This window comes from Dyadobacter sp. 3J3 (assembly GCF_009801115.1).
In the GTDB taxonomy this organism is placed as follows: domain Bacteria; phylum Bacteroidota; class Bacteroidia; order Cytophagales; family Spirosomataceae; genus Dyadobacter.
On the sequence record NZ_VTOL01000005.1, the window covers coordinates 424,973 to 444,158 of the forward strand.

At 39.4% G+C, this 19,186-nt stretch carries 20 protein-coding genes and 1 pseudogene; 8 read left to right on the forward strand and 13 right to left on the reverse strand.

Annotated features, from left to right (window positions below; genetic code table 11):
• The first annotated feature begins 41 nt into the window (after window positions 1-41).
• Both FZF08_RS13715 and FZF08_RS13720 read left to right on the forward strand, forming a co-directional pair.
• Window positions 42-1,124, forward strand: a complete 1,083-nt coding sequence (locus FZF08_RS13715) for a Gfo/Idh/MocA family protein (protein WP_159469627.1) — start codon at window positions 42-44, stop codon at window positions 1,122-1,124.
• A 96-nt stretch (window positions 1,125-1,220) separates the two neighbouring features.
• Window positions 1,221-1,724, forward strand: a complete 504-nt coding sequence (locus FZF08_RS13720) for an acyl-CoA thioesterase (RefSeq protein ID WP_159469770.1) — start codon at window positions 1,221-1,223, stop codon at window positions 1,722-1,724.
• 55 nt (window positions 1,725-1,779) lie between these two features.
• Here FZF08_RS13720 and FZF08_RS13725 read toward each other — a convergent pair whose 3' ends face one another.
• Window positions 1,780-3,333, reverse strand: a complete 1,554-nt coding sequence (locus FZF08_RS13725) for a helicase HerA-like domain-containing protein (RefSeq protein WP_159469629.1) — start codon at window positions 3,331-3,333, stop codon at window positions 1,780-1,782.
• 222 nt (window positions 3,334-3,555) lie between these two features.
• Here FZF08_RS13725 and FZF08_RS13730 point away from each other — a divergent pair, with 222 nt between their 5' ends.
• From FZF08_RS13730 to FZF08_RS13745, 4 genes are all read left to right on the forward strand, one after another.
• On the forward strand, window positions 3,556-4,572 hold the full coding sequence (locus FZF08_RS13730; RefSeq protein ID WP_159469631.1) for an alpha-E domain-containing protein: 1,017 nt from the start codon (window positions 3,556-3,558) through the stop codon (window positions 4,570-4,572).
• Between the two features lie 73 nt (window positions 4,573-4,645).
• On the forward strand, window positions 4,646-5,488 hold the full coding sequence (locus FZF08_RS13735) for a transglutaminase family protein (RefSeq protein ID WP_159469633.1): 843 nt from the start codon (window positions 4,646-4,648) through the stop codon (window positions 5,486-5,488).
• A 107-nt stretch (window positions 5,489-5,595) separates the two neighbouring features.
• Window positions 5,596-7,002: a phosphoglucosamine mutase gene (gene glmM, locus FZF08_RS13740; RefSeq protein ID WP_159469635.1), complete on the forward strand. Its 1,407-nt coding sequence runs from the start codon at window positions 5,596-5,598 to the stop codon at window positions 7,000-7,002.
• The gene (locus FZF08_RS13745) at window positions 7,002-8,150 is read left to right on the forward strand and encodes a cysteine desulfurase family protein (protein ID WP_159469637.1); all 1,149 of its coding nucleotides are present in this window, start codon (window positions 7,002-7,004) and stop codon (window positions 8,148-8,150) included. Before glmM ends, FZF08_RS13745 begins: the two co-directional genes overlap by 1 nt.
• A 171-nt stretch (window positions 8,151-8,321) precedes the next feature.
• On the opposite strand, the gene hemH is transcribed toward FZF08_RS13745, so the two are convergent.
• The 12 genes and pseudogenes from hemH to FZF08_RS13805 all read right to left on the reverse strand — a co-directional run bounded on the left by hemH (window position 8,322) and on the right by FZF08_RS13805 (window position 17,089).
• Window positions 8,322-9,383 carry a ferrochelatase gene (gene hemH / locus FZF08_RS13750; RefSeq protein ID WP_159469639.1) on the reverse strand — a complete coding sequence of 354 codons (1,062 nt, stop codon included), beginning with the start codon at window positions 9,381-9,383 and terminating at the stop codon, window positions 8,322-8,324.
• 84 nt (window positions 9,384-9,467) lie between these two features.
• Window positions 9,468-10,421: an N-acetylornithine carbamoyltransferase gene (locus FZF08_RS13755; RefSeq protein WP_159469641.1), complete on the reverse strand. Its 954-nt coding sequence runs from the start codon at window positions 10,419-10,421 to the stop codon at window positions 9,468-9,470.
• 55 nt (window positions 10,422-10,476) lie between these two features.
• Window positions 10,477-10,869: pseudogene (locus FZF08_RS13760) on the reverse strand (GxxExxY protein).
• Window positions 10,870-11,107: 238 nt separating this feature from the next.
• On the reverse strand, window positions 11,108-12,241 hold the full coding sequence (locus FZF08_RS13765; RefSeq protein WP_159469643.1) for an aspartate aminotransferase family protein: 1,134 nt from the start codon (window positions 12,239-12,241) through the stop codon (window positions 11,108-11,110).
• Between the two features lie 14 nt (window positions 12,242-12,255).
• Window positions 12,256-12,642, reverse strand: a complete 387-nt coding sequence (locus FZF08_RS13770; protein WP_159469645.1) for a type II toxin-antitoxin system VapC family toxin — start codon at window positions 12,640-12,642, stop codon at window positions 12,256-12,258.
• Complete coding sequence (locus tag FZF08_RS13775; protein ID WP_159469647.1) at window positions 12,621-12,848, reverse strand: hypothetical protein; 228 nt, start codon at window positions 12,846-12,848, stop codon at window positions 12,621-12,623. The genes FZF08_RS13770 and FZF08_RS13775 overlap by 22 nt, the downstream gene beginning before the upstream one ends.
• A 46-nt stretch (window positions 12,849-12,894) precedes the next feature.
• Window positions 12,895-13,878: an N-acetyl-gamma-glutamyl-phosphate reductase gene (gene argC, locus FZF08_RS13780; protein WP_159469648.1), complete on the reverse strand. Its 984-nt coding sequence runs from the start codon at window positions 13,876-13,878 to the stop codon at window positions 12,895-12,897.
• 40 nt (window positions 13,879-13,918) lie between these two features.
• Window positions 13,919-14,113 (reverse strand): hypothetical protein, encoded by a 195-nt coding sequence (locus tag FZF08_RS13785; protein WP_159469650.1) that lies wholly within the window; start codon window positions 14,111-14,113, stop codon window positions 13,919-13,921.
• A 132-nt stretch (window positions 14,114-14,245) separates the two neighbouring features.
• Window positions 14,246-15,445 carry an argininosuccinate synthase gene (gene argG, locus FZF08_RS13790; protein ID WP_159469652.1) on the reverse strand — a complete coding sequence of 400 codons (1,200 nt, stop codon included), beginning with the start codon at window positions 15,443-15,445 and terminating at the stop codon, window positions 14,246-14,248.
• 51 nt (window positions 15,446-15,496) lie between these two features.
• A complete protein-coding gene (locus tag FZF08_RS13795) occupies window positions 15,497-15,901 on the reverse strand; it encodes a type II toxin-antitoxin system HigA family antitoxin (RefSeq protein WP_159469654.1) in 405 nt (134 codons plus the stop codon).
• Between the two features lie 62 nt (window positions 15,902-15,963).
• Window positions 15,964-16,212 carry a type II toxin-antitoxin system HigB family toxin gene (locus FZF08_RS13800; RefSeq protein WP_159469656.1) on the reverse strand — a complete coding sequence of 83 codons (249 nt, stop codon included), beginning with the start codon at window positions 16,210-16,212 and terminating at the stop codon, window positions 15,964-15,966.
• Between the two features lie 166 nt (window positions 16,213-16,378).
• Window positions 16,379-17,089 (reverse strand): GNAT family N-acetyltransferase, encoded by a 711-nt coding sequence (locus FZF08_RS13805; RefSeq protein ID WP_159469658.1) that lies wholly within the window; start codon window positions 17,087-17,089, stop codon window positions 16,379-16,381.
• Between the two features lie 362 nt (window positions 17,090-17,451).
• On the opposite strand from FZF08_RS13805, the gene aat reads away from it, so the two are divergent.
• Both aat and proB read left to right on the forward strand, forming a co-directional pair.
• Window positions 17,452-18,081: a leucyl/phenylalanyl-tRNA--protein transferase gene (aat, locus tag FZF08_RS13810; protein ID WP_159469660.1), complete on the forward strand. Its 630-nt coding sequence runs from the start codon at window positions 17,452-17,454 to the stop codon at window positions 18,079-18,081.
• 72 nt (window positions 18,082-18,153) lie between these two features.
• Window positions 18,154-19,185 (forward strand): glutamate 5-kinase, encoded by a 1,032-nt coding sequence (gene proB, locus FZF08_RS13815; RefSeq protein WP_159469662.1) that lies wholly within the window; start codon window positions 18,154-18,156, stop codon window positions 19,183-19,185.
• The last annotated feature ends 1 nt before the right edge of the window (window position 19,186 follow it).

The following is a 19,186-nucleotide window of genomic DNA, read 5'->3' on the forward strand; positions in this document are numbered from 1 at the left end:
GTATTTCTCTATTTCCCTAACGCCTAATCGCTAATACCTGAATGAAGTATTTACTATCAATTTTGCTGGTTGCCATGATCGCGACCGCTGGTTTTGCACAATCTCCAATGCGCCTTGCTGTGGCCGGATTAAGTCACGGACATGTTGGCTGGGCCTTTAACCGGTCGGATAAAAAGGACGCTGTATTGGTCGGAGTTTACGAACCGAATCAGGAATTGGTTGATCGGTTTGCCGCTAAATACAAGTTGGACAAAAAGCTTTTTTATAGTGATTTGAATAAAATGCTGGATGAGACCAAACCAGAAGCCGTTTCTGCTTTTGGCCCGATCAATGAGCATATCACAATCGTAAGAGCGTGTGCTCCGAGAAAAATCAATGTGATGGTTGAAAAACCGTTAGCAACAACTTTTGCCGATGCAAAGGAAATTCAAAGTCTTGCTTTGAAAAATAATATCCAGGTTCTGACTAATTATGAAACTTCCTGGTATGCCAGCAATCAATATGTAAATGATCTTTACACAGCAGGGAAACTTGGAGAAATTAGAAAAGTGATGGTAAATGATGGCCATCAGGGGCCAAAGGAAATTGGTGTTGGAAAAGAGTTCTTTGAGATTTTGACTGATCCTGTTAAAAACGGTGCGGGTGCTTTAACAGACTTTGGATGTTACGGTGCAAATCTTATGACATGGCTTATGAAAGGTGAGCGGCCAATATCGGTAACGGCTGTTGCGCATCAGAATAAACCGGATATTTATAAAAATGTAGATGACGAAGCTTCGATTGTTTTACAATATCCAAAAGCTCAATGTATCATCCAGGCTTCCTGGAACTGGACTTTTGCCCGTAAAGACATGGAGGTTTACGGAACCAAAGGTTATGCAATAGCGGTTGACCCTACAACAATCAGAGAACGTTTACAGGAAAAAGCACCGGAAGAAAAGAAGAAAATCGATCCGCGTCCTGCGCCTTATACAGATCCTTTTTCAGTTTTATCAGACGTCGTACAAGGCCGTTTGAAACTTGATAAAAATGATTTATATGGATTACCTGTTAACGTAACGGTTGTTGAAATCCTGGAAGCGGCCCGTAAATCGGCCAAGTCAGGAAAAACAGTTACTTTATAATTGCTATTCATTTAAAACCGATTACCAGTGCAGAAAACCGAACCTTTCCTCGACCCTAAACCAGTCAGTTTTTCACAAACGACACTCACAGAATTGATGATTCCTTCCTATGCCAATTTTGGTGGGAAAATACACGGAGGAATTCTATTATCACTGATTGATAAGGTTGCTTACGCCTGTGCCTCGCGCCACGCTGCTACGTATTGTGTGACTGTTTCTGTTGATGGTGTGGATTTTTTGAAACCGGTTGAAGTAGGAGATTTGGTATCTTTAATGGCGTCTGTAAATTATGTAGGAAGAACTTCGCTGGTTATCGGTATTCGTGTTATTGCGGAAAATGTGCGTAACGGAATACAGCGGCATACCAATACGTCTTATGTGACAATGGTAGCGAAAGGTGAGGATGATCTTCCGGCAGTGGTTCCGCCTTTGTTGTTGGAAAGTGAAGAAGATGGACGAAGATTTCTGGAAGCGATGACGCGCAGACAGTTAAGAGAAGAATTTCGTCACGCTTTTAATAGTGAAAAGGGCAGAATTGATGTCACGGAAAATCTGGATAAACTTGTTGAACAGCGCTGTGTAATCGGCTGGGATTTATAATATTATTTCTACTACCTAAGCAATTAAAAGCTTAGGTAGTAGAAACATTTCAATCTCAAAATCCAAATATTCCGCCTTTTTTAGTTCTTGTTGTTGACTTGCCAAACAACATTCCAAATACACCACGGACTACTTCTCTTCCAATTTGTTTTGCCAAAGGCGAAGCCAGCGCTTCTTCAAACATTCCTTTCTCCTGCTTGCCTCCTCCTTTTGCAATCGTAGCTTCTTCTTTTATTTCTGCTGCCTGTCTTGTTTGTTCTTCTATCCGTTTTGTCAATATTTCGTAAGCACTTTCAGGATCAATAGGATCTTTATATTTCAAATAAACATCCGACTGTCGCACATGATTTTCGTAATCCGATTGCGTCATTGGCCCCATGATCGACGTTGGAGGAAGCAAATGTGTTGCGGCAACTTCGGTGGGAATACCTTTATCATTCAAAACTGTAATCAGTGCCTGGCCGATACCTAAAGTTGTCAATATCTGGTCGATGGAATAAAAATCCGAACGCGGATACGTTTTTACAGTTTGTTTTAGTGCATCTGCATCTTGCGGCGTGAAAGCGCGAAGCACGTGCTGAACCCGATTTCCCAATTGTGCCAAAACAGAAACGGGAATATCCTGCGCCATTTGCGTACAAAAGAAAATACCAACTCCTTTTGACCGGATCAAACGAACAACTTGTTCGATCTGATCCAAAAATGCTTTTGGTGCATCTTTAAAAAGTAAATGTGCTTCGTCCAAAAAGAAAACAAGTTTTGGTTTGTCCAAATCGCCTGCTTCGGGCAAAGTTTGATACAATTCCGCTAACAAGCTCAACATAAAAGTGGAAAATAATGCGGGTTTGTCCTGAACATCAGAAATGTTCAAAAGACTGATCACGCCTTGTCCGTCAACTTTATTGATCAGATCTGATATGTCAAATGATTTTTCTCCAAAAATAGATCCAACACCCTGTTGTTCCAAAGCAACGATTTTACGAAGAATAGTACCAGCCGTCGACGAAGAAATCGTGCCGTAATCGGATTTAATTTCAGCTGCACCCGGACCTTCTGAAAGATAACTCAATACTTTTTTCAAGTCGTTAAGGTCAATCATCGGCAGCTTTTTATCATCAGCATATTTGAAAAGAATAGCCAGTACGCCCGACTGCGTATCATTCAGTTCAAATATTTTTGACAATAAAATAGGGCCGAATTCCAGAATTGTAGCACGCATTTGTGCACCTTTATTTCCGCTCAGAGAATATAGTTCAACAGGAAAACCCTTGGCTTCAAACGGTGTTCCTAATATTGCAGAACGTTCTTCAATGGCAGCATTTGATACTCCCGGCTGTGCGATACCGGATAAATCTCCTTTAATATCCGACATAAAAACGGGTACTCCGGCAGCCGAAAGCTGTTCCGCCAATACCTGAAGAGTGCGTGTTTTTCCTGAGCCGGTTGCTCCTGCTATCAATCCGTGGCGGTTCATCATACGAAGTGGCAAATTTACCTTTGCCTCTGTGATTATTTCGCCGTCAAGAATAGCCGACCCCAGATGAATCGTTGGTTTATCGGTTTGATAAGATTTCTGGATTGCCGCTACGAATAGGTCTCTTTTTGACACTTGTGTATAGAGTTATTGTTAATAATGGTCTAATTTACTAAAATTATATATTTTGTGATGATTTCAAGCCTCGAAAGGAATATTGGAAGTGAAATAATACTCTTTGAAGATCTTATATTATTTTTCGTAGTAGTTTGGTTTTGCGAAATATTATTAGGTATTTTGGTATCAACACTATGATATTATTCTGAAATAATTTATTAAATACAATTCTTGCCGCTTATGCTTAGTCGAGTTGCTAATTCAATCTATTGGATGAATCGTTATATGGAACGGGTTGAAAATTATTCCCGTTTTGTCGGAGTTAATTTTAACCTTGCACTTGACTTGCCGCCAGATGTGGATGAACAGTGGGAGCCGCTTCTTATTGCCACAGCGGATCATTTTCTGTTTCATAAATATTATGACAAACCGACCAAGGAGGATGTTATCCACTTTATGACGTTTGATAAACGCAATCCTAACTCGATTGTGAGTTGTTTATATGAGGCACGTGAAAATGCTCGTACGATACGTGAAACTATTTCGAAGGAAATGTGGGAAAGTATCAATGCATTTTATCTGACGATTCGCGGAACTTCTCCTGATGATTTTCGGAATATGGATCATATGCAGTCTTTTTTTACCGATATCCGCAAAAATTGCCAGCTTTTTCATGGTGTCGTAGATGCGTCGATCACCCGGAACGAGGCGTGGCATTTTGGCCGCCTGGGTCGTCATATTGAACGTGCTGATAAATGTTCGAGATTTCTTGATGTAAAATATTTTACGCTTTTACAGGATACGGGTACCTCCGGATCTACACTTGATTTAATGTTGTGGACGGCGGTTTTGAAATCCGTAAGTGCTTATAACATGTATCGCCAGACACACCGTGCGCTGACGCCTATGAATATTGTAGCGTTTTTGATTCTGGATAAATTATTTCCACGTTCTATCGCTTATTGTGTGCGCCAGGCAGAACTCTCTTTGTATGCTATTGGAGGATCAATTCCCGAACGCGGACATAATAACCCTGCCGAAAGAGCATTAAGCAAGCTGCGCAGCGAGCTGGAATTCACAGAGGTTGAAGATGTCTTTAAGATCGGTCTTCATAAATATCTTGATCTTTTTCAAACCAATAATAACGAAGTTGACAGTGCAATCTTCGATTTGTACTTTGGGCTTGAATCGGAAAAATCACAAATGCAGTCGATGGGACAAACTTCCGGACACATTAAAAGCCAATGGATGAACTGAACCAAATGTAGTCTGGCACGGGTTTGATATTTATAAGAAAAACAATATTTCGCTAAAAACCCGGGAAAATTCTATGAACCTTAAAGTTCGTCATTCACTTGACTATAGTTACGATTTTCCTGTTGAGCTGGATTCGCATACTTTGTATCTGTATCCCAGGGCCTATCCGCATCAGCGGGTACTTCAGTATTCGCTGGTGATAGATCCTTCGCCTTCTAATATTGTTAAAAATGTAGATGCCGAAGGAAATGTAGAACAAGTTGTTCACTTTTTTAATGGGAAGGTAACGAGTTTGAAAGTATTTGCCGAAATGACGGTATGCTCGGATCCGGTTAATGTTTTTGATTTTGTACTTTTTCCTTTTATCACAAAAAACATACCTTTTTTGTATGATAACAGGATTTATAAATATCTGATCCCATATCTGAGTCGCAGTGAGGCAACGACTTACGTTGAACAGTTTGCAAGAAAAATTGCAGCAGAGGTTAATTGGGGAACGGTTCCGTTTTTGGTTGAACTAAGCAAATACATTTCAGAAAATTTTTCTTATCAAAACAGGGAGTTTGGAGTTGCGTATCCTCCTGATGACACACTTCGTGATAGAACTGGGTCATGCCGGGATTATTCCCGGCTTTTCATTGCTGCATGCAGAAGTTTGGGTATTGCGGCCAGATTTGTGAGCGGATATTTATATGGAAATCCTATGCAGGCGCATGAATTGCACGCATGGGTGGAAGTTTATTTGCCAGGGGCAGGTTGGCGCGGATTTGATCCGACAGAAGGAAAGGTGATTGCTAATAACCACATAAGTTTAGGCGCATCCGCAGACTTTGACCAGTTGGCGCCGGTTATGGGATTTTTCCGAGGCTCTGCCCGGTCCTCTCTGGAGACACATGTGGACATTGAAGTTGTTTAAATTACAGGAACCAATTACTCAATTATAGGATTGTTTTAGTAAATTATCCGATAGACCGCGGGAAATTTGTTATTTTTGTATCGTAACAAACAGAGGAAAACCAGATCGTGACGTTAATAAAATCTATATCAGGAATCAGAGGGATAATAGGAGGGAAATCCGGAGAGGCACTGACTCCAGTTGATGTCGTTAAATTTGCAGCAGCTTATGGCACCTGGTTGAGGAGAACAAATCCACAAAATTTAAAAGTAGTTATTGGAAGGGACGCCAGGATTTCGGGTGAAATGGTAAGTCGTTTGGTAGCGGGTACTTTGCAAGGAGTTGGCCTTAATGTTATCGATTTAGGGCTCTCCACCACACCAACGGTGGAAATTGCTGTTACAGCGGAAGAGGCTGCAGGCGGTATTATACTTACTGCAAGCCACAATCCAATTCAGTGGAATGCACTAAAACTGCTAAACCATGACGGCGAATTTATTTCAGAAGCCGAGGGGACTGAGATTCTGAGAATTGCTGATGAAGAAGATTTTCTTTTTCCAGATGTGAAAAAACTTGGAAGTTATCGTACCGACGATACCTACCTTCAAAAACATATTGATCATGTTTTGGCATTATCGCTTGTCGATGTGGAAGCGATCAAAAATGCAAATTTTAAAATTGTTGTCGATGCCGTGAATTCAACAGGAGGAATTGTGGTTCCGATGTTGCTTGAAGCATTAGGTGTTGAAACAAAAAATATCAAAAAGTTACACTGTGAACCAACAGGGAACTTTGCCCATAATCCAGAGCCACTTCCTGAACATTTACGTGATATTAGTAAAGAACTCAAAGACGGAGCATTTAATCTGGGAATTGTTGTTGATCCGGATGTAGATCGTTTAGCATTAATCTGTGAAGATGGTTCTCCGTTTGGAGAGGAATATACCTTAGTAGCGGTTGCGGATTACGTTCTTAAAAATACGCCGGGCAATACTGTATCCAACTTGTCGTCTACGGCAGCTTTAAAAGATATAACACTGAAAGCGGGAGGTGAGTATTTTGCTTCCGCGGTGGGTGAAGTAAATGTGGTAACCACAATGAAAGCAAATAATGCAGTCATTGGAGGTGAAGGAAATGGTGGGGTTATTTATCCTGAAAGTCATTATGGAAGGGATGCGTTGGTTGGAATAGCATTATTTTTAACCCACTTGGCCAAATTTGGGAAAACTGCTTCTGTTCTTCGTAAGTCCTATCCAAGTTATTATATTTCAAAAAATAAGATAGAATTGACATCGGATATCAATGTTGATAATATACTCAGCCGTATTCAATCTAAGTATTCAAAACAGCCATTGAGCACGATTGATGGTGTGAGAATTGAATTTAACCGGGAATGGGTTCATTTGCGTAAATCAAATACAGAACCGATTATCAGGATTTATTCAGAATCAGAAACGTTGACAACGGCTGTAAATCTGGCAAATAAAATTATTTCCGATATCAAGGAAATTATATCAGAACCGAAGAATAAATAATGAAAGCCTATTTTGATAACGCTGCCACGACCCGTTTGGATCAGGAAGTATTGGAAACCATGTTGCCTCTGATGACAGAGACTTTTGGTAATCCTTCTTCAATCCATTCCTATGGCCGTGCAGTTCGTTCTGCTGTGGAAAGAGCGAGAAAAAGTGTAGCAGGGATATTAAATGCAGCGCCTGCGGAAATATTTTTTACTTCGGGAGGTACTGAGGCAGATAATACTGCCATTCGTTCGAGTATTGAAACGTATGGCCTTAAACATGCAATAACGTCAAAAATTGAGCATCATGCGGTACTTCATACTTTGGAGCATCTGGCAAAAACTGGTGTTATTGAATTGAGTTTTGTGAATTTAAATGAAAAAGGCGAAGTAGATCTTGCTCATTTGGAAACGCTTTTACAAACACATTCCCGTTCACTTGTTTCCTTAATGCATGGAAATAACGAGATTGGAAATTTATTGGATCTGGATGCAGTTGGTGATCTGTGTAAACATTATGATGCAATCTTTCATAGTGACACGGTTCAGACGATGGGTCATTACAAACATGATTTGCAGCAGTTGAAAACCAATTTCATTGTTGGTTCGGCACATAAATTCCACGGTCCGAAAGGCATTGGATTTTTATATGTTCAGCCTGGAACAAAAGTTTTTCCTTTTGTTCACGGCGGCGCGCAGGAGCGTAATATGCGTGGAGGAACTGAAAACGTATACGGAATTGTAGGTTTGGCGAAAGCATTGGAAATCGCTTACCGTGATATGGATCAGCACCATACCCTTATTGAAAATCTGAAAACGAGGATGATCCATAAGCTCAATGAAAATATTGAAGGTGTTTCTTTCAATGGAAATTCAGCATTACTTGATGAAAGTTTATATACTGTTTTAAGTGTAAGTTTGCCTCCATCGGGATTAAATGATATGTTGCTTTTCAACATGGATATCGCCGGCGTAGCGGTTTCAGGAGGAAGCGCCTGTGCAAGCGGAACTGATGTTGGATCTCATGTTTTGACAGAAATTCAGATAAATCCAGACCGAGCAAATGTTCGTTTTTCCTTTGGGAAATATAATACAGCCGAAGAAGTTGATTTTGCAGTAGATATCTTAGCAGAACTTTACCGGAAAGAATCGGTAATGCTATAATAAGAGATATCGAATCCTTTAAACAAAAAAGCAGTCAACCGTAAATTGACTGCTTTTTTGTTTAAAGGGATTCAAGAAAATTGCACATTTGAAATTATGAGAGTTACCAAACCAATCCTGACAACCCCTGACAAAAAATGACAATTTCCTGACCATAACATGACCAGAAAATTAAGCCTTCTTAACCATATCTTCCAAAGCCTCAATCCAGATATCACTGTCATTCAGACTTTCCACCAATTGCCAGTGTTCACCGCCTTCTTTTTCAAATATCTCTTTGTATTCTTCTCCAACCTCGATAGTCGTTTCCAGGCAGTCGGATACAAAAGCTGGGGAAAATGCCAGTACGCTTTTCACTCCTTTTTTTACAAGCTCGGGAATTAATTCATCTGTGTAAGGTTTAATCCACGGCGTTTTTCCAAGTCTTGACTGGAAAGCAACCGTATATTTTCCTTCTGGAATTCCCATGCCTTTTACAAAAAGTCGTGTTGTTTCGTAACATTGAGCACGATAACAATGTTGGTTTTTTTCGTTTAACGTATCGCAGCAAGTACCAAACTGACAATAATTAGCAACGTCACCTTTTGTGATTTGTCTTTCGGGAATACCGTGATAACTAAAAACAAAATGGTCATAGTCGCGTTGAGCCATGTATTTTTTGCCAAGAGTTACAAAGCCTTCAACAAATTTCGGATGATCCAAAAACCGGTTGATAAACTTTATTTCTGGTAAAACTTCCCAGTCTTTCACCACTTCCATTACTTTTTTGTAAACAGAACCGGTAGAAGCAGAAGCATATTGAGGGAAAAATGGAATAACGATGATTTCGGAAAGACATAATTTTCTAAGTTCCTTCAATCCATTTTCAATACTTGGACTTTGATAACGCATCGCTAATTTCACCACGAAGTCATCACCCAATACTTTCTGTAATTTTTTTTCAACAGACTCGCCGTAAATTTTTAACGGCGAGCCTTCCGGTGTCCAGAGCTCACGATAGATCTTAGCAGATTTTGGAGCACGGAAAGGTGCGATAATCAGGTTGATCAATAACCAGCGATTCAGATAGGGTATATCAATAACGCGTTCGTCCATTAAAAATTCACGTAGATATTTTCTTACGTCAGGAACGGAAGGACTATCCGGTGTGCCCAGGTTTACGATTAAAACCCCTGTTTTGCCAATCGGTTTTTCTGTATGTAAAGATGGATTTGTCAGCGTTTCGATATTCATTTTAAAAATTAAAATTTATAACGGGATGGGTTATTATTTATATAACTAAACCTGCTATCTACAAAGTTCGTCGGGTGAAATGTTTTATGCGTTTAAACCAAGCAAAATTTCTTTCAAAACTGCTTGTGCCGACCACTCTCTGTTTGCAGCTTGCTCTATAACCAGCGAACGCGGACCATCCAATACTTCGTCAGCCACTTTCATATTACGTCTCAATGGCAGGCAGTGCATGAATTTTCCAGTATCGGTCAAGGCCATCTTGGCTTCTGTGATCATCCAGGATGGATCTTGTGTTAAAACCTGTCCGTAATGTGTATAAGATGACCAGTTTTTTCCATAAACAAAATCAGCACCTTCCAAAGCCTTGTCCTGGTCGTAAATGACCTGTCCTTTACCAACAAATTTCGGGTCAAGATCATAGCCTTCCGGATGCGTTATCACCAATTCCACGTTCATCGGATTCATCCATTCACAAAAAGAATTTGCCACAGCTTGCGGCAGTGCTTTGAAATGGGGTAGCCAGGTTAAAACCACTTTCGGTCGTTCTTTTATTCTGAACTCTTCAATCGTGATACAGTCTGCCAAAGATTGCAGCGGATGGCGTGTTGCCGATTCCAGGTTAACAATCGGAACCTCGGCGTACTTTTTAAATTGCTGAAAAACCATTTCTGCGTAATCCTTATCACGATCTTCCAATTCGGCAAAAGAACGAATGGCGATGATGTTACAATAGCGTCCCATAATCGCTGCGGCTTCTTTTACGTGCTCGGCTTTGGTGCCGTTCATGACAACACCTTCTTCCATTTCTAGTCCCCAGCTGTCCTGCCCAACATTCATCACGATCACATTCAAACCCAAATTGGTAGCTGCTTTTTGCGTGCTGATACGAGTACGTAAGCTGGAATTAAAGAACATCAAACCGATGGTCTTGTGTTTGCCAAGTGTTTCGTCAGCAAAAGGATTACGTTTCGCTTCAATACCACTGGTGATGAGGTGATTAAGATCTGATACGTCTGCAAAGGAAAGAAAATGTTTCATTAATATTGTATTTAACCGCAATGGACGCAATGGTTTTCGCAATGGACGCAATCAATTATAATCCGTTTGCCAATCTTTTGACACCGTTTTTTATTAAAGCGACATTGAAATTAATCAATAGCCCAAGTTTGCAATTCGTTAATTTTAGATAAGTTAATAACTAAGCAGTATGCACATCGTTAAGAGCCTCGACGGCTTTAATTTCTACGATCACGCAATTCTCCACCAATAAATCTATTCTATATCCGACTTCAAGTCTGATATCTTCATATACAAGAGGAAGTGCTTTTTGCTTCTCAACGAAAAGACCTTCTTTTTTTATTTCATAATATAGGCATTCCTCATAAGCAGATTCCAGTAAACCAGGTCCAAGTGTCTTATGAACTTTCAGAGCACAAAAATAGATTTGTTTTGCAATTCTATTCTCAAAAATATCCATTGCATCCATTGCGAAACCTATTGCATCTAATGCGGTTAAGAAAGTTATATCAGAGCACAAAAATAGATTTGTTTTGCAATTCTATTCTCAAAAATATCCATTGCATCCATTGCGAAACCTATTGCGCCTATTGCGGTTAAGAAAGTTATATCAGAGCACAAAAATAGATTTGTTTTGCAATTCTATTCTCAAAAATATCCATTGCGTCCATTGCGAAACCTATTGCGCCTATTGCGGTTAAGAAAAACTAAGAAAGGCTAGTAACTTCTTTTCTCAAAGCTTCCAGAAACAAATCAGCCTCTAATTTACCCAATGCCAGCGAAGGCAACAATCTAATCGTATTGGCTCCGGCAACGCCCGTGAACATCTTATGCTCAAATAATAATTTATTCCGAAGATCTTTAACCGGGAAATCGTACTCGATACCAATCATCAAACCACGTCCCCGAAGTTCTTTGTATCCACCAATTTCTTTAATGCCAGCCATAAGATAGTCTCCGATCTCCGTAGCATTATCTAAGAGATTTTCGTTTTTCATGATATCAAGCACAGCAATTCCGGCTGCACAAGCCATGTGATTTCCGCCAAAAGTGGTGCCTAGCAAACCATAGCTTGCCTTAAATTTCGGAGAAATCAAAACGCCGCCAATTGGAAAACCATTACCCATTCCTTTCGCCATCGTCATCAAATCCGGATGAATTCCACTGAATTGATGCGAGAAGAATTTCCCGGTACGGCCATAACCACACTGCACACTGTCGAGAATTAAAACAGCTCCGGTTTCATCGCATCTTTTACGCAAAGCCTGAAGAAATTCATCACTGCTCACTTGAATTCCACCAACACCCTGAATTCCTTCAACGATCACAGCACAAACTTCATCAGTTATACCGTCTTCCAAAGCGTCAATATCATTGAATGGAAGAAAAGTAACGTGTTTGCTGTAATTTACAGGAGCAACAATGGATGGATTATCCGTTGCAGCAACAGCACCGGCAGTACGTCCATGAAATGCTTTTGTAAAAGCCACAACCTTGGAACGACCCGTATGAAAAGACGCAAGTTTCAAAGCATTTTCATTCGCTTCAGCACCAGAATTGACAAGGAAAAGTTTATAGTTAGGATAACCTGAAAGATCTCCAAGTTTCTCAGCCAACTCTTCCTGCAAAGATATTTTTACTGAATTCGAGTAAAAATTTATCGCATGAAGCTGCTTGCTAAGCATATCCACATAATACGGATGACAATGTCCAACGGAAATCACAGCGTGACCTCCATAAAGATCAAGATATTTAGTACCATTCGTATCCCATAAATAGCTGCCTTCAGCTTTTACAGGTTCTATATCGTAAAGGGGATATACATCAAATAAATGTGACATAGTAATATTGTTTATCAGGTCAATTTCAAAGAGTCGATTCTCTGAAAATGTTTTTGATTTAAGGTCTTTACAGGTAATTGAAAAGTTAAGGCGGTTGCTGCGATAAAAATATCCCAAAACTCAATCAATAAATTTTGCCTTCGCAGGCTATGATAAATTTCAGCAGCTTTTAATGAAACTTCGGCTGTAAATGGCAATACCGATACACCGTCCAATAATATTTCAACATCACTTTTCTTTTGCAAATCAGTTGCACCCATCATTAATTCATAAACAGTTACTGCTGATACAAAAAGCACCGAGTTGTTTGGTAATGACGCTAAGATGGTTTTTGACTTATCTTGTTTCCTAAGATATTCAATGAATATGCCGGTATCGATTACCATTCCGGAATTTGCCATTGATTTAATTTTTTGCTACTTTCTTCAATAATTTTAATTTCGTTATCACTCCAGGTGGAAACAGACTGAATTTTTTCTTTCCATCCTGCCAGGTTTCCCTCGGACTGTTTAGCTTTCTGCCGCGCCAATAAGGTATCGGCATAAGTAATTAATTGCCTCCGCTGAATCTCGTCAAGCTGGTTATAGGTCAGAAGTAAATCGTTCATAATAATGAAAATTAATCATTTCAACTTCTTGCAAAATAAAAATCACTTAAAATGATGGTGCCTTCAACCTCAACCCCGCATCTTCCGGTAATCCGAAGATCAGGTTCAGGTTTTGAACGGCTTGTCCGGAAGCACCTTTTGTTAAATTATCAATGATACTGCTGATCAACAATTGACCGTCATGTACTTCCAAATGAATAAAACATTTATTAGTATTGACAACCTGTTTTACATCAATTGGCGAATCGCTTACATGTGTAAAAGGATGTTCGGCGTAATAATTCTTATATAATTCTTTCGCTTCTTCAATTGTTCCTGAATACGGTGTGTAAACGTTAGCCATAATCCCACGGGTGAAATCACCACGATAAGGAACAAAATTTACTGCCTTATCAAAACCAGCCTGCAATTTCTTTAGGCTCATTTTAATCTCAGTCAAGTGTTGATGCGTGAAAGCTTTGTAGATCGACAGGTTGTTATTTCTCCATGAAAAATGTGTCGTTGCACTCAGCGATTGTCCAGCACCAGTGCTTCCTGTAACCGCACTTACGTGCACATCTTCTTTCAATAAACCAGCATTAGCCAGCGGTAAAATGGCCAGTTCAATACTTGTCGCAAAACAACCAGGGTTAGCTATTTTGGGTGAAGCCTTTATTTTTTCCTTTTGAAGTTCAGGTAAACCGTAGGTAAAGCCGTTCGATTCATCCCGGAAATCAGTACTCAAATCAATGATCTTAACGTTATCAGGAACATTATATTCATCCAGAAACTTTTTTGATTCCCCATGACCTGAACATAAGAATATAGCATTCAAACTTTCCTGGTTCAACAAAGTTTGAATATCTTCCCCTGAAAAAGTCAGCTCCGTATCACCCAATAAATCTGTATGCGTAGCATAAACCGGCTTCCCGATCTGGCTTTTACTATGTGCAAAGGCAATATTTATATTAGGATGGTTAATGACAATTCTCAACAACTCACCACCAGTATAACCCGCGGCACCAATGATGCCTATGTTTATTTTATTCATTTGATAATTGATTCAGCATCATTTAATGCCTGTCATTTTTTTATTCGAAAAGGTTTTCAAGCTTATCAAGAGGAGGTTGAACTCTCTCAGACATGAAATTCTCAGAAAAATTTGAAAGATTATCCCGCCAGCGTTCAAAATTAGAAAACTCACTTTTTAAATGAGTGGTTTCAGCCTGTGAAAATGCCGTTGGTTCCTGTTTTAACTTTTTAGCTGAAATTTTCTTTCTCATCATCAAGAGGTCATTTGCCCTATTAAATTGTTCGAGATTAATGATCCTTCGTGTAATTTTTTACCAACAAACTGTACTTATGGTAGAACCTCATTCGAGCAAATTCATTAACCGTTAACAATTAATCCTTAACAATTAATCATTCGACTCGCTTACTTTCTGATAAATCATCACCTGATTCGAAGCGACTTTTGAGAATCCTCTCACGTCATCACCAGTCCAGGCGTTGTTCATCTCACCATAACTTCCAAATTTCGAAGACATCAAGTCAAATGGTGATTCAATTCCTTCGACATAGAAGCGGTATGGAGCAAGATGTACGTGCACCTTTCCCGTTACATGCGACTGTGTATCAGATAAGAAAGATTCGATGTTACGCATTACCGGTTCAACGAACTGTCCTTTGTGAAGAAGAGTCCCGTACGTATTAGAAAGTTGTTCTTTCCAGTAAAGTTGTTGCTCGCTCAAAACGTGTTTTTCAAGGGTGTGGTGCGCTTTGATAATGATCAAAGGAGCCGCAGCTTCAAAACCAACACGACCTTTAATTCCGATAATCGTGTCACCCACGTGGATATCCCGGCCAATTCCGAAAGGCTGAGCAATAGCCGCCAATTTCTGGATTGCCTGAACCGGGTTTTCAAAAGTTTCGCCTGCTACGCCTTTCAATTCACCTTCAACAAATTCCAACGTGATCGTTTCCGGTTCTGTTTTACTTACTTGCGTTGGCCATGCTGATTCTGGCAAATACTGCTCAGAAGTCAACGTTTCCTTTCCGCCAACAGAAGTTCCCCAAAGACCTTTGTTGATACTATATGCTGCCTTAGCCCATTCGCGGCCAACGCCTTTTTTAGTCAGATATTCAATTTCAGCTTCACGTGACAATTTCAGATCACGGATTGGTGTAATAATTTCAGCTTCCGGAATGATGATACGGAAAGCCATATCGAACCGAACCTGGTCATTTCCAGCCCCTGTACTTCCGTGCGCAATCGCAGTTGCACCGATTTCTTTTGCATATTCAGCAACAGCAACAGCCTGGAAAACGCGTTCAGCGCTCACTGAAAGTGGGTATGTATTGTTTTTTAATACATTACCAAAAATCAGATATTTGATACAATCATTATAATAATCGGCTGTTTTGGAAATTGTCGCGTGTTTCTCTACACCTAGTGAATAGGCGTTAGCTTCTATGGTTTTTAAATCTTCGTCTGTAAAACCACCGGTATCAACCAATACCGAATAGACTTCATAACCTTTATCTTCGGCTAAATATTTTACACAAAAAGAGGTATCCAATCCTCCACTAAACGCTAAAACTACTTTGGGCTGTGACATTATATTTATTAATATGATTCTTGTTCTATTTTAAATTTTCACTAATTGTTACTAACCAACTGTTAGTAACGTATCTACGGGTATTCCTAAGTTCTTATTTAATTCCCTTATCATTTTAATTGTCAGGTTCCTTTTCTTATTCAATACCTCAGAAACTCTATTTTCTCCTCCAAAATAAGGTGCTACATCTTTTCGGGTCAGATGTAGTTGACTCATTCGTTCCTTTATTGCTTCAATTGGATCTGGTTTTGGAATTGGGAAATGCCTTTTTTCATAGTCAATTGCCAAAACCGTAACTGCTTCTAAAATATCCAAGGCTCTTTTGCGTAGTTTCAAATCTTCCAATAGATCAGCATCTATCAGAGCATCAATAATTTTAGATGCTTCCTCAAAATCTGCTGAATTGGTAATTGGTCTGATAACAATGTCATCCAAATTGATTGCAAGTGTTTTCATATTGCTTTGAATGATTAAATGTTTTTAATATTTTCAATTTTATCATATTCGTTATGAGTGCCTTAGAAACGAACAAATACAAACTGCTTTTCATATTCAAATTTGGCAATCAGTCGGTATTTATTATGAGTTATATTAAATACTATTCTTCCATTTCCGATTGTATCGGCATTTTTGAAAAACTTGATCACCTCATTAGGGCTCTTAAAATGCATTTTTTCGATAGTGTCGTACCAAAATTCCAAAGCAGGCCTTGCATCTGGCGATTTGTTCCAAAATTCTCTAAGTGTGCTTCTGGTAAAAATTCTCATTTTGTGTGTGTAAAAGTACTTAAGTATTCCCGAATTGGGAAAAGCTTATTCCCTTATCGTAATTTTAATTCTGTATATAACAAAAAAATACCTCGCATCGGGCTTTTAAAAGCTGCCGGGCGAGGTATTTAGAATGATATAATAATCAATATTATGAGTGCTGTACTTAATGTACGAGCATCGCCTCGGCATTTTTCTTTTTGGCACGTTCTTCCCTTCGCAACAAGATACGTTGCTTGATACGCATCCAACGCTCATAAAGGCTGGACTCTTTAAGGAAATCCCAGGTGTCTTTTTCAGGTTGTGCCTCGGTTTTTTTATGTTCTTCAGGATTGTACATCATACCAGTACACAAGCAATGTTTTCTGCCTGTACGGCTCAATACATCATAATTTACACAGCTTGCACAGCCTTTCCAGAACGCATCATCAGCGGGAAGTTCACTGAAAGTGACAGGCTCGTAACCAAGATCAGAATTGATCTTCATTACCGGCAAACTTGTGGTGATACCAATAATTTTAGCATCGGGATATTTTAGACGAGAAAGTTCAAAAGCTTTTTGCTTAATAGACTTTGCCATACCACTCTGACGAAAGTCAGGATGTACGATCAGACCGGAATTAGCAACAAATTTGCCATGTTCCCAGGTCTCAATATAACAAAAACCTACCCATACTCCCGTGTCAGTAGTGGCAATAATCGCTTTTCCTTCTACCATTTTTTCCATGATATAAACAGGGGAGCGTTTTGCTATACCAGTACCACGTTTTTTGGCACTCTCTTCCATTTCAGCACAAATTGTATCGGCGAAATGGAAATGATTTTCATTGGCGGTTTGTATAATGAACTTACTGCCTACTACTTCGGTATTTTTCATTGATGAATTTACTGACGAAAAATTGTTCGAAACAAAAATTAAATTCCCAGAAAACTACGATGGGACGTTTCAAAAATTTAAAAAAGACGGGGATAGAAGTTTTACCACATAGGTAAACAAGAGTTAGACGGTCCTGGGGGACCTAAACCTGAAAGGTGTAGTATGAAGCACAGTATGTATTCCGTTGCTATTCATTTGACTTGGTTGGTCCGTCTAATAAGATGCAAATTTTGCAAAAAAAAATGTTACTTGAAAGAAACATGGATTATATTTTTATAGTTCTTGCAATAGAAAAAATATTCGGGGATAACGACAATTTTTTTAGCTTGCATCAGTCTTATGAATTTGAATGAATATTTTTAATGACAACCCTTACGGCAGACGATCTTCTTTACGGATATATCAATGGAATTTTCCCAATGGCAGAGCCGGATGGGGCAATTTACTGGTATTCACCTGATCCCAGGGCTGTTATTCCTATATACTCTTACAAGCCGCACAAGTCACTACGTCCTGTCATTAATAAAAGAACATTTGAAATTCGGGTAGATTTTGATTTTGAAGGTGTTATGCACGGATGTGCAGCTCCGCGGGGGGTGGAGGACGAAACCTGGATTTCGAACGATATTATATTTGCCTATACCAATTTACATAAACTTGGTTATGCACACAGTGTGGAAGCTTACCTTGAAAATAAACTAGTTGGCGGCTTGTATGGTGTCTCCATAGGGGGTGTTTTTTTTGGAGAATCGATGTTTTACAAAGAAGCAAATTCTTCCAAAGTAGCTTTCCATTATCTGATCGAAATTCTGAGGGCAAACGGTTATCAGTTGTTAGACACTCAGTTTATAAATGATAATGTTTCAAGATACGGTGCAATCGAAATTCCGCGCACCGATTATATGGATAAGCTGAAAAAAGCGCTGCTATTGAACCGGAAATTTCTTTTAAATCCACAGCAAACACTTTCTTCAAAACATTCCGCTTTTTAATAACGGGGTAACTAAGTAATTTTAACGTGAAATGTTGATAAGAGCGTAAGAAGTATTTTAAGTATTCTCAAAGTGTCAAAACCAATCCTTGTTATAAAATTTGGGACGGCGTCTATTACGCTTCCTTCCGGTGAGCCAGATGTTAAGATTATTTCAGAAGTTGCGCGTCAGGTTTCTTTGCTGCATCCCAGATACCGCATCATCATTGTTTCATCAGGAGCGGTAGGAGCCGGAAAGGCTTACATCAATGATTATAAAGGAACGATGACGCAGCGAAAAGCGGCGGCATCTGTTGGAAATCCTTTGCTTGTTGGGCTATATGCTAGCTATTTTGCTCCAAACGGGATTTTTATCGCGCAAAGTCTTTGTGAACGCCAGCATTTTGCAAACCGTAACAAGTTTTTGCAGTTGAAGAATACATTTGAAGAATTGTGGCAGAATAATATTATTCCTATTGTTAATGAGAATGACGTTGTCAGTGATCGTGAGTTGAAGTTTTCTGATAATGATGAGCTTGCAACTTTACTTGCTGTTGGTTTTGGAGCAGAAACGATCATGTTCTGTACTTCGGTCGGTGGTTTGCTTGACGACGACGGAAATATTATAGGGAACGTATCGAACGTAAACGAGGTTTTTAAATTTGTAAAAACAGATAAATCTTTCCTCGGATTAGGAGGCATGGCTTCCAAACTTACCTTCGCCAAACTTGCAACCCGTATGGGGATCAGGGTGGTCATTTTTGGAATGAAACAAGAGGATGAACTTCTGAAAGCACTGGAGGGAAATGCTGGTACTGAAATGAATCCTGAGAAAAGTACTTTATCGGCAAGAAACCGTTGGTTAGGAAGCGGAGGATTGGTTTCAGGAAGGTTACAGGTCGATGAAGGTGCTACAAAAGCTTTACTAAAAAGGAAAAGTTTATTGGCGGTCGGAGTAATGGAAGTAACCGGAGATTTTGAAGCAGGAGAAATTATAGAAATATATTCTCACGATGCGGAAATGATCGCGGTGGCGCGTGCACGGGAAACTTCCGGCGCAATAAAAGAAAATTTAAAAACAGTGAATTTTGAAGTGGCTCACGCCAATGATATCGTACTATTATAAT

Coding starts and splice junctions, on each gene's coding strand:
- FZF08_RS13720 (WP_159469770.1), top strand. CDS start 1,221: ATGATTCCTTCCTATGCCAATTTTGGTGGGAAAATACACGGAGGAATT.
- hemH (WP_159469639.1), bottom strand. CDS start 9,383: ATGAATATCGAAACGCTGACAAATCCATCTTTACATACAGAAAAACCG.
- FZF08_RS13730 (WP_159469631.1), top strand. CDS start 3,556: ATGCTTAGTCGAGTTGCTAATTCAATCTATTGGATGAATCGTTATATG.
- FZF08_RS13735 (WP_159469633.1), top strand. CDS start 4,646: ATGAACCTTAAAGTTCGTCATTCACTTGACTATAGTTACGATTTTCCT.
- FZF08_RS13715 (WP_159469627.1), top strand. CDS start 42: ATGAAGTATTTACTATCAATTTTGCTGGTTGCCATGATCGCGACCGCT.
- argC (WP_159469648.1), bottom strand. CDS start 13,878: ATGAATAAAATAAACATAGGCATCATTGGTGCCGCGGGTTATACTGGT.
- FZF08_RS13745 (WP_159469637.1), top strand. CDS start 7,002: ATGAAAGCCTATTTTGATAACGCTGCCACGACCCGTTTGGATCAGGAA.
- aat (WP_159469660.1), top strand. CDS start 17,452: ATGACAACCCTTACGGCAGACGATCTTCTTTACGGATATATCAATGGA.
- FZF08_RS13800 (WP_159469656.1), bottom strand. CDS start 16,212: ATGAGAATTTTTACCAGAAGCACACTTAGAGAATTTTGGAACAAATCG.
- FZF08_RS13775 (WP_159469647.1), bottom strand. CDS start 12,848: ATGAACGATTTACTTCTGACCTATAACCAGCTTGACGAGATTCAGCGG.
- FZF08_RS13805 (WP_159469658.1), bottom strand. CDS start 17,089: ATGAAAAATACCGAAGTAGTAGGCAGTAAGTTCATTATACAAACCGCC.
- FZF08_RS13795 (WP_159469654.1), bottom strand. CDS start 15,901: ATGAAAACACTTGCAATCAATTTGGATGACATTGTTATCAGACCAATT.
- FZF08_RS13770 (WP_159469645.1), bottom strand. CDS start 12,642: ATGGCAAATTCCGGAATGGTAATCGATACCGGCATATTCATTGAATAT.
- FZF08_RS13755 (WP_159469641.1), bottom strand. CDS start 10,421: ATGAAACATTTTCTTTCCTTTGCAGACGTATCAGATCTTAATCACCTC.
- FZF08_RS13785 (WP_159469650.1), bottom strand. CDS start 14,113: ATGATGAGAAAGAAAATTTCAGCTAAAAAGTTAAAACAGGAACCAACG.
- argG (WP_159469652.1), bottom strand. CDS start 15,445: ATGTCACAGCCCAAAGTAGTTTTAGCGTTTAGTGGAGGATTGGATACC.
- FZF08_RS13765 (WP_159469643.1), bottom strand. CDS start 12,241: ATGTCACATTTATTTGATGTATATCCCCTTTACGATATAGAACCTGTA.